At 62.0% G+C, this 14,393-nt stretch carries 16 protein-coding genes; 15 read left to right on the forward strand and 1 reads right to left on the reverse strand.

Translation table 11 applies throughout. The features are described from left to right. Positions 1 to 204 precede the first annotated feature (204 nt). A complete protein-coding gene (gene speB / locus K5E19_RS14865; protein ID WP_008499737.1) occupies positions 205 to 1,125 on the forward strand; it encodes an agmatinase in 921 nt (306 codons plus the stop codon). Positions 1,126 to 1,128: 3 nt separating this feature from the next. On the opposite strand, the gene K5E19_RS14870 is transcribed toward speB, so the two are convergent. Continuing rightward, positions 1,129 to 2,340 carry an MFS transporter gene (locus tag K5E19_RS14870; RefSeq protein ID WP_221551935.1) on the reverse strand — a complete coding sequence of 404 codons (1,212 nt, stop codon included), beginning with the start codon at positions 2,338 to 2,340 and terminating at the stop codon, positions 1,129 to 1,131. 414 nt (positions 2,341 to 2,754) lie between these two features. Between K5E19_RS14870 and K5E19_RS14875 the strand changes: the two genes are divergently transcribed. The 14 genes from K5E19_RS14875 to K5E19_RS14940 all read left to right on the forward strand — a co-directional run. Continuing rightward, positions 2,755 to 3,078: a non-heme iron oxygenase ferredoxin subunit gene (locus K5E19_RS14875; RefSeq protein WP_061097121.1), complete on the forward strand. Its 324-nt coding sequence runs from the start codon at positions 2,755 to 2,757 to the stop codon at positions 3,076 to 3,078. Next, complete coding sequence (locus K5E19_RS14880; RefSeq protein WP_221551911.1) at positions 3,075 to 3,383, forward strand: recombinase-like helix-turn-helix domain-containing protein; 309 nt, start codon at positions 3,075 to 3,077, stop codon at positions 3,381 to 3,383. The genes K5E19_RS14875 and K5E19_RS14880 overlap by 4 nt, the downstream gene beginning before the upstream one ends. A gap of 10 nt (positions 3,384 to 3,393) precedes the next feature. Then, positions 3,394 to 4,416, forward strand: a complete 1,023-nt coding sequence (locus tag K5E19_RS14885; RefSeq protein ID WP_221551912.1) for an aromatic ring-hydroxylating dioxygenase subunit alpha — start codon at positions 3,394 to 3,396, stop codon at positions 4,414 to 4,416. After that, entirely contained in the window at positions 4,416 to 5,165 is a 750-nt protein-coding gene (locus tag K5E19_RS14890) for an SDR family oxidoreductase (RefSeq protein WP_221551915.1), read from the forward strand. Before K5E19_RS14885 ends, K5E19_RS14890 begins: the two co-directional genes overlap by 1 nt. 12 nt (positions 5,166 to 5,177) lie before the next feature. Then, positions 5,178 to 5,966, forward strand: coding sequence for an IclR family transcriptional regulator (locus K5E19_RS14895; protein ID WP_221551936.1), 789 nt, complete (start codon positions 5,178 to 5,180; stop codon positions 5,964 to 5,966). 78 nt (positions 5,967 to 6,044) lie between these two features. Beyond that, entirely contained in the window at positions 6,045 to 6,971 is a 927-nt protein-coding gene (locus K5E19_RS14900) for a VOC family protein (protein WP_221551917.1), read from the forward strand. Beyond that, positions 6,968 to 8,155 (forward strand): NAD(P)/FAD-dependent oxidoreductase, encoded by a 1,188-nt coding sequence (locus K5E19_RS14905; protein ID WP_221551919.1) that lies wholly within the window; start codon positions 6,968 to 6,970, stop codon positions 8,153 to 8,155. Before K5E19_RS14900 ends, K5E19_RS14905 begins: the two co-directional genes overlap by 4 nt. Before the next feature lie 25 nt (positions 8,156 to 8,180). Continuing rightward, a complete protein-coding gene (locus K5E19_RS14910; protein ID WP_221551921.1) occupies positions 8,181 to 9,437 on the forward strand; it encodes an MFS transporter in 1,257 nt (418 codons plus the stop codon). A 10-nt stretch (positions 9,438 to 9,447) separates the two neighbouring features. Next, positions 9,448 to 9,978 (forward strand): cupin domain-containing protein, encoded by a 531-nt coding sequence (locus K5E19_RS14915; protein WP_212474521.1) that lies wholly within the window; start codon positions 9,448 to 9,450, stop codon positions 9,976 to 9,978. A 9-nt stretch (positions 9,979 to 9,987) separates the two neighbouring features. After that, a complete protein-coding gene (locus K5E19_RS14920) occupies positions 9,988 to 10,758 on the forward strand; it encodes an alpha/beta fold hydrolase (RefSeq protein WP_221551937.1) in 771 nt (256 codons plus the stop codon). Next, on the forward strand, positions 10,742 to 11,536 hold the full coding sequence (locus K5E19_RS14925) for an SDR family oxidoreductase (protein ID WP_221551923.1): 795 nt from the start codon (positions 10,742 to 10,744) through the stop codon (positions 11,534 to 11,536). The genes K5E19_RS14920 and K5E19_RS14925 overlap by 17 nt, the downstream gene beginning before the upstream one ends. 9 nt (positions 11,537 to 11,545) lie before the next feature. After that, positions 11,546 to 12,316 (forward strand): aspartate dehydrogenase, encoded by a 771-nt coding sequence (locus K5E19_RS14930; RefSeq protein WP_221551925.1) that lies wholly within the window; start codon positions 11,546 to 11,548, stop codon positions 12,314 to 12,316. Positions 12,317 to 12,325: 9 nt separating this feature from the next. Further along, positions 12,326 to 13,795, forward strand: a complete 1,470-nt coding sequence (locus K5E19_RS14935; protein ID WP_221551927.1) for an aldehyde dehydrogenase — start codon at positions 12,326 to 12,328, stop codon at positions 13,793 to 13,795. 13 nt (positions 13,796 to 13,808) lie between these two features. Beyond that, on the forward strand, positions 13,809 to 14,393 hold a 585-nt coding region (locus K5E19_RS14940; protein ID WP_260411812.1), incomplete at its 3' end, for a thiamine pyrophosphate-binding protein.

Consider the following 14,393-nt stretch of genomic DNA (forward strand, 5'->3'; position numbering starts at 1 on the left):
CTCCCTCTCCCCGTGGGAGAGGGGCGGGGTGAGGGCAACAGACCGCACAATGCCCTATACTCACTTGAACCCATACGCATTACCGGCGATAATTCGCCCAAATTAGCGATTTACGAATCAATCCCTTCCTCGTCGGGTTTAACGACGCGGAGGGGATTTTTTTTCATCTGTTTTTAATGTATCGACTTTATAAGAGGTCATGACATGAGCACTTTAGGTCATCAGTACGATAACTCTCTGGTATCTAACGCGTTTGGTTTTTTACGCCTTCCGATGAACTTCCAGCCGTACGACAGCGACGCTGACTGGGTGATCACCGGCGTACCGTTCGACATGGCTACCTCCGGTCGCGCGGGCGGTCGTCACGGTCCGGCAGCAATCCGTCAGGTTTCCACGAACCTGGCCTGGGAGCATAACCGCTTCCCGTGGAACTTCGACATGCGCGAGCGCCTGAACGTGGTGGACTGCGGTGACCTGGTGTACGCCTTCGGCGACGCGCGTGAGATGAGCGAAAAGCTGCAGGCGCACGCCGAGAAGCTGCTGGCAGCCGGCAAGCGCATGCTCTCCTTTGGCGGTGACCACTTCGTGACCCTGCCGCTGCTGCGCGCCCACGCGAAGCACTTCGGTAAAATGGCGCTGGTGCACTTCGATGCGCATACCGACACTTACGCGAACGGCTGCGAGTTCGACCACGGCACCATGTTCTTCACCGCGCCGAACGAAGGTCTGATCGACCCGAACCACTCCGTGCAGATCGGTATTCGCACCGAGTTCGACAAAGACAACGGCTTCACCGTGCTGGACGCGGGCCAGGTTAACGATCGCGGCGTGGACGACATTCTGGCGCAGGTGAAGCAGATCGTCGGCGACATGCCTGTGTACCTGACTTTCGATATCGACTGTCTGGATCCGGCGTTTGCACCTGGCACCGGTACGCCGGTCATCGGCGGCCTGACCTCAGACCGCGCGATCAAGCTGGTGCGCGGCCTGAAGGATCTGAACATCGTCGGGATGGACGTAGTAGAAGTCGCACCGGCCTATGACCAGTCCGAGATCACCGCGCTGGCGGCGGCGACTCTGGCGCTGGAAATGCTCTACATCCAGGCGGCGAAAAAAGGCGAATAAGCCTTACGCGCTCACTGCTGCTGCGCGACGCATGCGCAGCAGCAGCATTCCTCCTGCGAGCAGGGTAATCACCTGCGAGACGACCAGCACCGAAAAGCCAGAACTGACCGACCCCACCGATTTCATCACCATCCCCATCAGCAGCGGAATAAACGCCGCGCAGATATTGCCTATCCCATTGATAATGCCGTACGCACTGCCCACGGCCTCCCGCGCGGCGTGATGTTGGATCACCGCAGGAATGGCGGCCCCCTGAAGTCCCCAGAACACATTGGCGGACAGTATAAACAGCGCCAGCCATGCGGGCTGATGGCTTAGCATCAGTGCCACCACGGAGAGCGCCGTCAGCGTTCCGCCTACCACAAACAGCACCGGCGCCTTTTCCGGTCGCATTTTGTCGAGCAGCACGCCGCCCAGAAACTTAGAGCCCAGGCTCAGCAGGAAGGGGATCGCCGCAAGCATGCCCGTGGCGTGCAGCGAGAAGTGGTGCTCGTCACGCAGCCATGCGGGCAGCCACGCGCTGCTGCCCCACAGATAGCTCAGCGTGGCGATTTCAACCAGCAGGATCCAGCCCAGCAGCGGCGTTTGCCAGGCCAGGGTAAACGTCTTCATAAACCCCGGTTTTTTCATCTGCCCCGGGCTGCGTGGCGCGGGCAGAAAGCGCCAGATAAGCCCGCCGCCCAGCACCAGATTCATCACCGCGAGCGCATAAAATGACCCGGCCCAGCCCAGATGCGCCATCAGCCAGGTGACCAGCGGAAAGCCCACGGCCAGCCCGAGCGAGACGCCCAGCGCGGTGACGGCGTTGGGTTTGCCAATCTCTTCCGCGCCAAAGTTATCGCTGATAAAACGCGTCTTCAGCGAAAAGAGCGGTCCTTCGGCAATGCCCAAAATCACGCGGGCGATAAGCATGCCCAGTAGCGAACCCAGCAGCGGTGAAATCGCGCACACCGCGGCCCAAATCGCGATGCTGCTTAATAATCCCTGCCGGTAATGGAGTTTACTTTCGATAACTGGCGTTAATAATAAAGCCGAAAAACCATAACCCAGCAGAAAGCAGGTCATGAGCATGCCTTGTAACATTCTGTTTTCATTTAGCTGAAAATGTTCGGCAAATTCCGGGTTTAAAATCATTACCGAAATATTAACCCGGTCGACGTAGGAAATAATAATCAGTAATAACAGTGCAATTGTACCTTGCCATCTTGCCGTCATCATGCCCGCCTTACGTTTTCATCTATTTATATTTTTATCAAAGTGATTGTCACGGAGCTAAAATGGTTCACTGGTGAAACTCATTGTTTATTAAGGCTAAATTAAAATTTAGTTTCACAGGTGAAACACCAGGGATGTGACGCCGCTTTATTTTTAAGGAACAAAAAGAAAAGAAGTCAATATCTTTTATTGAAATGTCGAGGGCATTAATAAATCGTATTTATCACGCCGCAATAATGAAAATTTCATATCGCTGCATTTTTTCGTGATCCTTTGCACACTTAGTTAATTAATTGCTGTTTGATTAACAAATTCTTCACATTGGCGCTTGACGAAACATTCATCGCTTTTATATTGACCGTATTAAATAAGAAACAGAGTTTCATATATGAAACAAAAGCCTGGAGGATCGTGATGAGCTGGATAGGCGTATGTGACGCAGAACAAGTACAGGAAGATTTCCCTTTTAGCGGCAGCGTAGAGGGTAAAGAGATCGGCGTTTATCTGATTGACGGTGAATATTACGCGCTGGAAGACGTATGTCCGCACGCCTATGCCCTGCTGAGCCAGGGCTTCGTGGAAGACGGCAAAGTGGAATGCCCGCTGCACGAGGCGGTGTTCGACGTCAAAACCGGCCAGTGCCTGCACGGCCCCGGCGGTCGCAACCTCAACCGCTACCCGGTTCGGGTCTTTGAAAATCAAATCCAGATTACCTTCGTCGAGGAGACCGTGGCATGAGCGACACCCTGAACTACAACCCGGCGCTGCCGGAAAGCCGCCAGTTTACCCCGCCTGCAGAGGGCGGAAACGGCGCGATCCATAAGCCGGGTGACTACACCAACCTGATCTGGCAAACCCGCAGCCGCGAGCCGGAAAACTGGGAGGTGAACCTGATTGCCACGCTGGAAGATCTCTTCGAACAGGGCGTTGAAACCCTACCGGAACTGGTGAACGGGCTGAACGCGGTGCGCATGCACGACCAGCAGGGTGAGCCGTGGAGCGACGCCAGCTTCCAGGCATTCTTACAGGTTAACGGTTACTGAGGACAACGCGATGACGACGACGGTACAAAATTATCTCGATAAAGGCCTGCGCGGCCTCTGGTATCCGGTGCTGGCAAGCTGGGAAGTGCAGTCTGCTCCTGTGGGCATCACCCGCCTGGGCGAGCAGATTGTGGTCTGGCGTAACAAAGACGGCCAGGTGCAGGCGCTGGAAGACCGCTGCCCGCACCGCGGCGCGCGCCTGTCCATGGGCTGGAACCTCGGCGACCGTATCGCCTGCTGGTATCACGGCGTGGAAGTGGCGGGCAACGGCGAGGTGAAAGACGTGCCCGCCGTGGATAAATGTCCGCTGGTCGGCCAGCAGTGCGTGCGCAGCTATAACGTGCAGGAGGCGCACGGCGCCATCTTCCTGTGGTTTGGCGTCACCGCTGACCAGCAGCCGGACGAGCTGACCTTCCCGGATGAACTTGCCGATACGGAAAGCTTCAGCAACTTCCTCTGCACCGCCGCGTGGAAGTGCAACTACCAGTACGCGCTGGAAAACGTGATGGACCCGATGCACGGCACCTATCTGCATTCGTCCTCACACTCGATGGCGGAAGGGGATCGCAAGGCCGACATGGTGCTCCAGCCGACCAAAACCGGCTTCATTTTTGAGAAGAAAGGGCAGAGCGGCGTCAACTTCGACTGGGTAGAGCTGGGCAACAGCGGCACCTGCTGGATGCGCCTCTCTATTCCTTATAAGAAGCGCTTCGGACCGGGCGGCCACTTCTTTATCGTCGGCATGGTGGTGCCGGAGGATAACGACAACTGCCGCGTCTTCTTCTGGCGCATCCGCCGCGTGCAGGGCTGGCAGCGCGACATGTGGCGCTTCATGTACCGTAACCGTCTGGAAAAACTGCACTGGGAAGTGCTGGAGCAGGACCGCGTGGTGCTGGAAAGCCTGGCCCCGAACGCCCGCGACCATGAATACCTCTACCAGCACGACGTCGGCCTCTCCCGCCTGCGCCGCATGATGCAAAAGGCCGCGAAAGAGCAGCTGGCGCTGCGCGAAGAACAGCAGGGAGCCGCCTGATGAACGGGCTGCTGAGCGGAAAGCGCATCGTTGTGACCGGCGCTGCGCGCGGGCTGGGCTACCACTTTGCCAAAGCCTGCGCGGAGCAGGGTGCGGCGGTGGTGATGTGCGACATCCTCAAGGGCGAACTGGCCGAGAGCGCCCACGGGCTGCGCGAACGAGGCTATGCGATCGAATCGCACGTTATCGATCTGGCCGATCCGCATTCCATTGAGCAGGCGTTCAGCGCCATTGGCGAGCAGGGGCAGATTGACGGCCTGGTGAACAACGCGGCAATGGCGACGGGCGTGGGCGGCAAAAATATGCTCGATTACGATCCGGACCTGTGGGACCGCGTGATGAGCGTGAACGTCAAAGGCACCTGGCTGGTGACGCGCGCCGCCGTGCCGCTGCTTCGCGAAGGGGCGGGCATTGTGAACGTGGCGTCCGACACCGCGCTGTGGGGCGCGCCGCGCCTGATGGCCTACGTTGCCAGCAAGGGGGCCGTCATTGCCATGACGCGCTCAATGGCGCGCGAGCTGGGCGAAAAACGCATCCGCATCAACGCCATCGCGCCGGGGCTTACCCGCGTCGAGGCGACGGAATATGTGCCTGCCGAACGGCATGAGCTCTACGAAAACGGCCGCGCATTAACGGGCGCGCAGCAGCCGGAGGATGTCACCGGCAGCGTGGTCTGGCTGTTAAGCGATCTGTCGCGGTTCATCACCGGACAGTTGATCCCGGTCAACGGCGGTTTTGTCTTTAACTGAGGTATGGCGATGATGGCAAACGATCGGGAAGTGAAGTATCTGGTGCCGGGGCTGGAGCGCGGTTTACAGCTGCTGTTGGCCTTTGGCGAGCAGCATCGCGAACTGACCTTTGCCGAGCTGCACCGGCTGGTGGATATGCCGAAGGCGACCGCCTACCGCGTAGTGCAGACGCTGGAGTTTATGGGTTTTCTGGAGCGCAACGTGCGCACCAATACCTTCTCGTTGGGCATGAACGTGCTGCGTCTGGGCTTTGAGTACATCGCCTCGCTGGACGTGGCGCAGGTCGGCCAGCCGGTCATCGAGCAACTGCGTGACGTGAGCCAGTGCAGCAGCCATCTGGCGATCCGCGACGGGCGCGACATTATCTACATCGCCCGCGTCAGCGCCGCCGGGTCGCGCATCAATCAGGTCAGCATTGGCACCCGCCTACCGGTGCACTGCACCTCGCTTGGCCGCATGCTGCTGACCGATATGTCCCGCGCCGATTTTGAACTGTTGTTCCCGCACGAGCGCCTGCCGGGCAACACGCCGGGGCAGCTTCACGACCGCGAAGCCCTGTGGCAGATGGTGCAGCAGGACAAAGCCCGCGGGTACGTGATTGGCGAGTCCTTCTTCCGCCACGGCATCTCCTCCATCGTCTACCCGGTATATGACCGAAGCGGACGTGTGGCGGCGGTGGTCAGCATTCTGGTGCCGTCGGAAGAGATCCCGCAGACCGACCGCGAGCGCCTGCAAAACGAGGTTCGCCTCGCGGCGGATAAAATTTCTGGCTTCTTAGGGTATCTGTCACAGGCCAGTTAAATCAGTGAGTTAACGTCAGGCGCTTGACCGCGTCGGGCATGTTTTACGCCCAACTTGGGCCAGATGAGGCAACGAACGATGAGTGTAACCGGAATTGAAAAGCTGGAATTTGGCGTAGAAGACCTGACGCACTGCGCCAAATTTATGCGTGATTTTGGCCTGACGGGCGATGCCAGCGGCCAGCGTTTTACCACCCTGAGCGGCGCGCGCGTGGAGCTTAACCCCATCGACAGCCCCGACCTGCCGCCGGCGTTTGAGGCGGGTAACACCCTGCGCCGCATGACCTGGGCGGTTGCCAGCCAGGCTGATCTCAACGCGCTGCGCCCAAAGCTGGCGCAGCAGCCCGGCTTTCGTGAGGTGGGCGACGCGCTGGAGTGCCTCGACCCGAACGGCATGACGCTGCGCGTGCAGGTCAGCCAGCAGACCGACGTGGAACTGAACGTTGAGCCGATTAACCAGTGGGGCGACGCTCGCCGCATCGACACTCCCAGCCCGGTTTACGATCGCGCCCAGCCCATCAACGTCGGGCACGTGGTGTTCTTCGTGGAGGAGCTGGCGGCGGTAGAGAAATTCTACCGCGAGGTGCTCGGCTTCCAGGTCTCTGACCGCTACATCAACCGCGCCGTATTCCTGCGCTGCGGCGCGCGCGGCGGCCATCACAACCTGTTCCTGCTGCAGCTGCCGAACCGCAGGCGCGGGCTGAACCACGTTGCCTTCACCGTGCGCGACATCCACGAGGTGATCGGCGGCGGTATCGCGATGAATAAAAATGACTGGAGCACCTTTATCGGTCCGGGCCGCCATCCGGTGTCGTCGGCGTACTTCTGGTACGTCAACAGCCCGACCGGCGGCGCGTTTGAGTATTACACCAACGACGATTACCTGACCGAAAACTGGCAGCCGCGCGAGCTGGAGCACTCGCTGGTCTCCTTTACCGAATGGGCGGTGGAAGGCGGGATCGACCACGACACGCGCCGCCAGCAGAAAAAACCGGAGGCGGTATGACGTCGCGCATTGTCATTATCGGCGGCGGCCAGGCGGGCGGCTGGGCGGCGAAAACCCTGCGCGACGAGGGCTTCGACGGCGAGATTTGCGTGGTGGCGGAAGAAGAGTGGGATTTCTACGAGCGCCCGCCGCTGTCGAAAGCCTCTCTTCTGGAGCCGGACGCGGCGCTTCCGCGCCTGTTTTCCGACGAAGCGCAGCGGGCGCTGAACCTGACCTGGTACCGTCCGCTGCGTGCGGAGCAGATCGATCGCGAGGCGAAAACAGTGCGTTTGAGCAGCGGCGAGCGTCTTAGTTACAACATCCTTTTAATTGCCACCGGAGGGCGGGCGCGTCTGCCGGGGGAGGCGTGGGCGGCGCATCCGCAGGTCTATACCCTGCGCCACTGGCAGGACGCGCAGCGTCTGAAGGGGCGGCTGGCGGAAAGCCAAACCCTGGCGATTGTCGGCGGCGGCTGGATCGGCCTGGAAATTGCCGCGTCCGCGCGCAAAAGCGGCGTAGCGGTCACCCTGTTCGAGCAGCAGCCCGCGCTCTGCATGCGCTCGGTGAGCGGCGAGGTGTCGCAGCGCTTAGAGGCACTCCATCGCGAGCAGGGCGTGGATATCCGCACCGGCTGCGGCGCGCTGGAGCTGGAGGACGATAACGGCCTGCCGGTTATTCACTGCGACGGCCTGCGCGAAACCTTTGACGCGGTAGTGGTCGGGATCGGCGTCGATCTCAACCTGGAGTTGGCGCGCGACGCGGGGCTTAAAAGCGAGCGCGGGATCGTCGTCGATGCTCAAGGGAGAACGTCGGATCCGTTCATCTTTGCCGCGGGCGATGTGGCTCAGCACCATCACTACAGCCTGTGCATTCAGTCCTGGGCCTTTGCCCAGAACCAGGCGGTGGCGACGGCGAGAGCGATGCTCAACCCCGATGCGCCGGGCTATGACGACGCGCCGTGGCTGTGGTCGGATCAATACCAGCACAACATTCAGATCCTCGGCATTCCGCAGGCGGGGAGCACAACGATAGCGCGCGAAGATTCGCTCTACTTCTCGCTGGACGAGAGCGGGCGGCTGACGCAGCTGGTGGCGTTCAACGACGCGCGCACCGTCAAGCTGGCGAAGCGCTGGATGGCGGCGGGGCGGGATCTGTCCGACGTGCCGCTCGGCGACCCGACCTTTTCACTGATGTCACTGCGATAGCTAACCCGCACCCGTAGGGGGAGACATGACCACATTAGAGACCAACACCGCGCCCGTTGAGGCAAGCGGTGAGGGGGCCCGCACGCCTGAAAAAGCGGTGCGCTGGGCCATCCCGCTGTCGCTGCTGGCCTGCGTGCTGCTGGCGTTTTTCGACAAAATCAGCATCGCGGCGCTGTTTTCCGACAGCCATTTCCAGCAGGCGATGGGGATCGATTTCGACACCACGCGCCTCGGCATTCTGATGAGCGCCTTTCTGCTGAGCTACGGCTTTTCGTCGGTATTTTTAAGCGGCTTAGGCGACAAAATCGCGCCGCTGCGCCTGCTCACCGGAATGATGGCGGTGTGGTGCGTGCTGATGGTGGCGATGGGTTTTACCCATAACTACACGCTGATGATCGTTCTGCGCATTCTGCTGGGCGTGGCGGAAGGGCCGCTGTTCCCGCTGGCCTTCGCCATCGTGCGCCACAACTTCCCGCAGCATCTGCAGGCGCGCGCCACCATGCTGTGGCTGCTGGGCACGCCGGTGGGCGCGGCGATTGGTTTCCCGCTTTCCCTCTGGCTGCTGAACACCTTCGGCTGGCAGAGCACCTTCTTCGTGATGGCGATGCTCACCGTGCCGGTGCTTATTTTCGTGCGCGTCGGGCTGCGCGGGATCCGTCTGGATACGAAGCCCGGCACCTCGCAGGCGTCTCAGGATGAGCGCCGCGCCGCGCGCCGCGAGCTGTTTGTCAGCCCGCACTTCTGGATCATCTGTATCTTTAACATCGCCTTCCTGACCTACCTGTGGGGTATCAACGGCTGGCTGCCGGGCTACCTGATTAAGGGCAAAGGCATTCATCTGGAGCACGCGGGCTGGCTGTCGTCGATGCCGTTCATCGCCATGCTGGCGGGCGAGGTCATTGGCGCGTGGCTGTCGGACCGGGTCGATAAGCGCGCGGCGGCCTGCTTTATCTCGATGGCGGGGGCGGCGGTAGGCCTGGCGGCGGTGATGCACCTTGACACCCCGCTGACCATCATCGCGGCGATGAGCTTCAGCACCTTCATGTGGGGCACCGGTGCACCCAACATTTTCGCCCTGCTGGCGAAGGCCACCCATCCGCGGGTGAGCGCCACGGCGGGCGGCATTTTCAACGGGCTGGGAAACTTTGCGGGCGCGCTGTCGCCGGCGGTGATGGGCGCGCTTATTGCCTTCACCCACAGCATGGATTCCGGGCTGATTTTTCTGGCGGTGATGGCGGCGGTGGGCTGCGTCCTGTTACTGCCGCTGCTGAGACGTTACTGAGGAGAGTGTCATGACTGATTCAACCGTAACCAACACATCAGGCATCAAACCTGACCACCTGACGATGGAAGAGTGGGTCGAGTCGCGCATCGCGCGCTTCGAAGGCCGCAAGTACGACTGGAACGCGCTGAAGTTCCAGGCCGATTTTGACCCGAAGTACCGCCGGGCGCAGATGCGCTACATCGGCACCGGCGCAACCGGCGTCGCGAACGACACCAACACCGTGCAGGCGGATCACTTTACCTTCTCCACCATGGTGCTGCCGTCGAAGTGCGAGGGGCCGCTGCACCTGCACGACGACGTGGAAGAGGTGTTCTTCATGCTTAAAGGGCAGATCACGCTGATGATCCAGGACGGCGACAGCTACACCGAAACCGTGCTGCGCGAACGTGACCTGATCTCCGTCCCGCCGGGCATCTATCGCGGGCTGTTTAACCACGGCGAAGAAGAGGCGCTGATGTGCGTCATGCTGGGAACCAACAAGCCGGAAATCCCGACCTATCCCGCCGATCATCCGCTCTCAAAAGTGAAGCGGAACTAAGGGGGCATGATGACGGGTTATCGTGAACAGGGAAGCGGCATCCCGCTGATGCTGCTGCACGGTATCAGCTCCGGCGCGGCCTCCTGGCACAAGCAGATGGTGCTGGACGGCTTTCGCGTTCTGGCGTGGGACATGCCCGGCTATGGCGAAAGCCCGATGCTGGCGGTGGAGCGGACGAACGCGGGGGATTACGCCGACGCGCTGGCGGCGATGCTTGACCGCGCGGGCGTCTGGCAGGCGGTGCTGGTCGGCCACTCGCTCGGCGCGCTGGTCGCCAGCGCCTTTGCGGCGAAGTTCCCGGATCGCGTCATCCATCTGGTGCTGGCCGACGCGGCGCAGGGCTACGGCAATGCCGCGCCGGCGCAGCGGGAGCAGGTCTGGCGCAGCCGCGAACAGCAGATGGCGCTGGGCGGTGAGATCCTCGCCCAGACCCGCGCCGCGAAGCTGCTGCGCCCCGGCGCGCGTGAGGACGATATCGCCACCGTCGCGTCAGGAATGCGCGCGCTGCGCCCGGAAGGCTACCTTGCCGCCGCATGGATGCTGGCGCACGACGACATTCATACGTGGCTCAAGCGGTACTCCGGCACGTTTGAAGTCTGGTGCGGCGAGCAGGACGCCATCACGCAGCCCGAGCTGGTGCAAGGGCTGGCGCTGCGCTACGGCATGCCGTTTATCGCCATTCCGCAGGCCGGACATGCCAGCTATCTCGACAACGACGCGTTTTTTAACCAACAGCTTTTACGCATTAACGAAGAGGTGCGCGATGAATGCACACATTGACGGCCGCGTGGCGGTGGTCACCGGCGGCTCGTCCGGCATTGGCTTTGAAACGCTGCGCCTGCTGCTGGGTGAGGGGGCAAAAGTGGCCTTCTGCGGCCGCGATCCGGACCGGCTCGCCAGCGCCCACGCGGCGCTGCAAAACGAATACCCGGACGGGGAGATTTTCGCTTACCGCTGCGACGTGCTGAACGCCGACGAGGTGCAGGCCTTCGCGGAGGCGGTGCAGGCCCGCTTTGGCGGGGCGGATATGCTGATCAACAACGCCGGTCAGGGCTACGTGGCGCATTTCCACGATACCCCGCGCGAGGCGTGGCTGCACGAGGCCGAGCTGAAGCTGTTCGGGGTGATCAACCCGGTGCAGGCGTTTCAGCCTCTGCTGGAGCGGTCCGACATCGCCTCCATCACCTGCGTCAACTCCCTGCTGGCGCTGCAGCCCGAGGAGCACATGATTGCCACCTCCGCCGCCCGCGCCGCGCTGCTGAACATGACGCTCACGCTTTCGAAAGAGCTGGTAGGCAAAGGCATCCGCGTCAATTCCATTCTGCTCGGCATGGTGGAATCCGGGCAGTGGCAGCGCCGCTTTGAAAACCGGGCGGATAAAAGCCAGAGCTGGCTGGAGTGGACGGCGGATATCGCACGCAGGCGCGGCATTCCGATGGCGCGCCTCGGCAAGCCGCATGAGCCTGCGCAGGCGCTGCTGTTTCTCGCTTCGCCGCTGGCTTCGTTTACCACTGGCGCCGCGCTGGACGTTTCCGGCGGCTTCTGCCGCCACCTGTAAGGACGCATCATGAAAAAGGTAATGTTAATTGGGTTTGGCGCCATGGCGCAGGCGGTGATTGAGCGTCTGCCTGTTGGCGTCGCTATCGGCTGGATCGTGGCGCGCGAGTCTCACCACGCGGCGATCCGCGCACAGTTTGGCGATGACGTGGTGGCGCTGGCCTCACCGATGGACTGCGCGCAAGCGCCCGATCTGGTGCTGGAGTGCGCCAGCCAGCAGGCGGTGGCGCAGTATGGCGAAGCGATTTTAGGACGCGGCTGGCATCTGGCGGTGATCTCCACAGGTGCGCTGGCGGACAGCGCGCTGGAGCAGCGCCTGCTCGCGGCGGGCGGCAGGCTGACGCTGCTCTCCGGCGCGGTTGCTGGTATTGACGGGCTGGCGGCGGCGAAAGAGGGCGGGCTTGAGCGCGTCACCTATCAGTCGCGCAAAAGCCCGACCAGCTGGCGCGGCAGCTACGCCGAGCAGCTTATCGATCTCAATTCCGTGTCAGAAGCAAAGGTCTTCTTCGAGGGCAGCGCCCGCGAGGCCGCACGCCTGTTCCCGGCCAACGCCAACGTGGCGGCAACCGTGGCGCTCGGCGGCGTCGGCATGGATGAGACCCGCGTGCAGCTGATGGTCGACCCTGCAACGAAGCGCAACACCCACACGCTGCATGTGGAAGGATTGTTCGGCGAGTTCCATCTGGAGCTGAGCGGCCTGCCGCTGGCTGCTAATCCTAAAACCTCCACCCTGGCGGCACTGAGCGCGGTGCGCGCCTGCCGCGAGCTGGCCCTGAGCTGAGGAGTGACGATGGACGATCTGAAGATTTTTATCGGCGGCCAGTGGCGACACGGCAGCGGCAACCCGATGCAGAGCCACTTCCCGGCTGACGGGACGATCAACGCAGCGCTGAATGCGGCAAGCCTGGACGATCTGCAGGAGGCGGTTGAGGCCGGAGAGCGCGCCTGGCGCGATCCGGCGTGGCGCGGCTGCCTGCCGCACGTTCGCGCGAAGATCCTGCATAAGGTTGCCGATCTGATCGAGTCCCGCGTGGATGAACTGGCGCAGATGCAGACCCGCGATAACGGCAAACCGCTGGCGGAAGCGCGCGGGCTGGTGATGAGCGCGGCGGCAACGGCGCGCTACTTTGCCGCCGCCTGCGAGCTGCTGGAGGGCGAGCTTCCGACGCCGCGTCAGCCGGATTTGCTGACGCTGAGCCGCTATGAGCCGCTCGGCGTGGTGGCCGCCATCACGCCGTGGAATTCGCCGATTGCCAGCGAGATGCAGAAGGTCGCGCCGGCCATTGCGGCGGGTAACGCGGTGATCCTCAAGCCCGCCGAAGCCACGCCGCTGATGGCGCTGGAGTTGGCGCGGATTTTTGAACAGGCCGGGCTGCCCGCCGGGCTGCTGAGCGTGCTGCCGGGCAAAGGCTCAGTGATTGGCGATGCGCTGGCGCGCCACCCTAAGGTGCGAAAAATTTCCTTTACCGGCGGGACCACCACGGGCCGTCATCTGGCGCACGTGGCGGCGGAAAAGCTGATCCCGGCCTCGCTGGAGTTGGGCGGAAAATCCCCGACCATCGTGCTGGAAGATGCCGACCTCGAGCAGGCCGCGCGCGGGATCTGCTACGGCATTTTCAGCTCGGCGGGGCAGGCGTGCATTGCCGGATCGCGGCTGTTTATCCACGAGAGCATTTACGCGCCGCTGATGGCGCGGCTGCTGGAGTTAACCCGCGGGCTGCGCGTCGGGCACCCGTTTACCGACGGCGTCCACGTGGGGCCGCTGATCGGCGATAAGCATCGCCAGAGCGTGCAGGAATATGTCGAGCTGGCGAAGCGCGAGGGAGGCCGCGTGCTGTGCGGCGGGGAGATCCCGGCGGATCCCGCACTGGCAAACGGCAGCTTCTTCCAGCCCACGATTATCGAGGGGCTGAGCAACAGCGCCCGCGCGTGTCAGGAGGAGATCTTCGGCCCGGTGCTGGTGGCGATGCCGTTTCGCGATGAAGCCACGCTTATCCGCGAAGCGAACGACTCGGTTTATGGCCTGGCTGCGGGGATCTGGACCCGCGATACCGGGCGCGCCCTGCGGTTAAGCGAACAGCTGGAAGCGGGCACCGTGTGGATCAACACCTACAAAGTTTTTGCCATTTCGACCCCGTTCGGGGGCTTCAAAGAGAGCGGTCTGGGCCGCGAAAAGGGCATTCAGGGGCTAAAAGCCTGGATGCAGCAAAAGAGCATTTATCTGGCGACGGGTAACAGCGTCAACCACTGGTGCGACTGAGAAAGGGTGAGCAATGAGCGAAATGATAACCGTCGGCGACGCCATCGCCAGAACGCTGGAGCAGTATCAGGTTGAGGCCATTTACGGCGTCATCTCCATTCACAACCTGCCGATCGCGGACGCGGTAGGGCAGCGTGGCAATATCCGCTTCGTGCCCGCGCGCGGCGAAGCGGGGTCCGTCACCATGGCCGACGCCCACGGGCGCTTTTCCGGTCTCGGCGTGGCGCTGACCAGCACCGGCGCGGGCGCGGGTAACGCTGTGGGCGCGCTGGTGGAGGCGATGAACGCCTGCACGCCGCTGCTGCATTTAACCGGACAGGTAGAGAAAGCCTGGCTGGATGCCGACACCGGGTTTATCCACGAAACCCGCGACCAGCTGACCTTCCTGAAGGCCAGTTCAAAGCGGGCGTACCGCATCAGCAACGCCAACCAGGCGATGGCCATTCTGCATAAAGCGATTCAGGAGGCGCAGACGCCGCCGTGCGGGCCGGTCTCTGTGGAAATCCCGATTGATATTCAGGGCGCGAAAATTCCGCTGTCGCTGGTGACGATACCGGTGAAACCGGCTTCGGTTCCAGCCGCAGATCCCGCGACGGTT

Origin of the sequence: Enterobacter sp. RIT637 (assembly GCF_019718755.1) — a bacterium.
GTDB lineage: Bacteria > Pseudomonadota > Gammaproteobacteria > Enterobacterales > Enterobacteriaceae > Enterobacter.

Excerpts from the sequence above, each read along its gene's own strand:
- K5E19_RS14885 (WP_221551912.1), top strand. The coding sequence starts at position 3,394 with ATGACGACGACGGTACAAAATTATCTCGATAAAGGCCTGCGCGGCCTC.
- K5E19_RS14920 (WP_221551937.1), top strand. The coding sequence starts at position 9,988 with ATGACGGGTTATCGTGAACAGGGAAGCGGCATCCCGCTGATGCTGCTG.
- K5E19_RS14870 (WP_221551935.1), bottom strand. The coding sequence starts at position 2,340 with ATGACGGCAAGATGGCAAGGTACAATTGCACTGTTATTACTGATTATT.
- K5E19_RS14930 (WP_221551925.1), top strand. The coding sequence starts at position 11,546 with ATGAAAAAGGTAATGTTAATTGGGTTTGGCGCCATGGCGCAGGCGGTG.
- K5E19_RS14890 (WP_221551915.1), top strand. The coding sequence starts at position 4,416 with ATGAACGGGCTGCTGAGCGGAAAGCGCATCGTTGTGACCGGCGCTGCG.
- K5E19_RS14880 (WP_221551911.1), top strand. The coding sequence starts at position 3,075 with ATGAGCGACACCCTGAACTACAACCCGGCGCTGCCGGAAAGCCGCCAG.
- K5E19_RS14905 (WP_221551919.1), top strand. The coding sequence starts at position 6,968 with ATGACGTCGCGCATTGTCATTATCGGCGGCGGCCAGGCGGGCGGCTGG.
- K5E19_RS14875 (WP_061097121.1), top strand. The coding sequence starts at position 2,755 with ATGAGCTGGATAGGCGTATGTGACGCAGAACAAGTACAGGAAGATTTC.
- K5E19_RS14900 (WP_221551917.1), top strand. The coding sequence starts at position 6,045 with ATGAGTGTAACCGGAATTGAAAAGCTGGAATTTGGCGTAGAAGACCTG.
- K5E19_RS14925 (WP_221551923.1), top strand. The coding sequence starts at position 10,742 with ATGAATGCACACATTGACGGCCGCGTGGCGGTGGTCACCGGCGGCTCG.
- K5E19_RS14910 (WP_221551921.1), top strand. The coding sequence starts at position 8,181 with ATGACCACATTAGAGACCAACACCGCGCCCGTTGAGGCAAGCGGTGAG.
- K5E19_RS14895 (WP_221551936.1), top strand. The coding sequence starts at position 5,178 with ATGGCAAACGATCGGGAAGTGAAGTATCTGGTGCCGGGGCTGGAGCGC.
- K5E19_RS14935 (WP_221551927.1), top strand. The coding sequence starts at position 12,326 with ATGGACGATCTGAAGATTTTTATCGGCGGCCAGTGGCGACACGGCAGC.
- K5E19_RS14915 (WP_212474521.1), top strand. The coding sequence starts at position 9,448 with ATGACTGATTCAACCGTAACCAACACATCAGGCATCAAACCTGACCAC.
- speB (WP_008499737.1), top strand. The coding sequence starts at position 205 with ATGAGCACTTTAGGTCATCAGTACGATAACTCTCTGGTATCTAACGCG.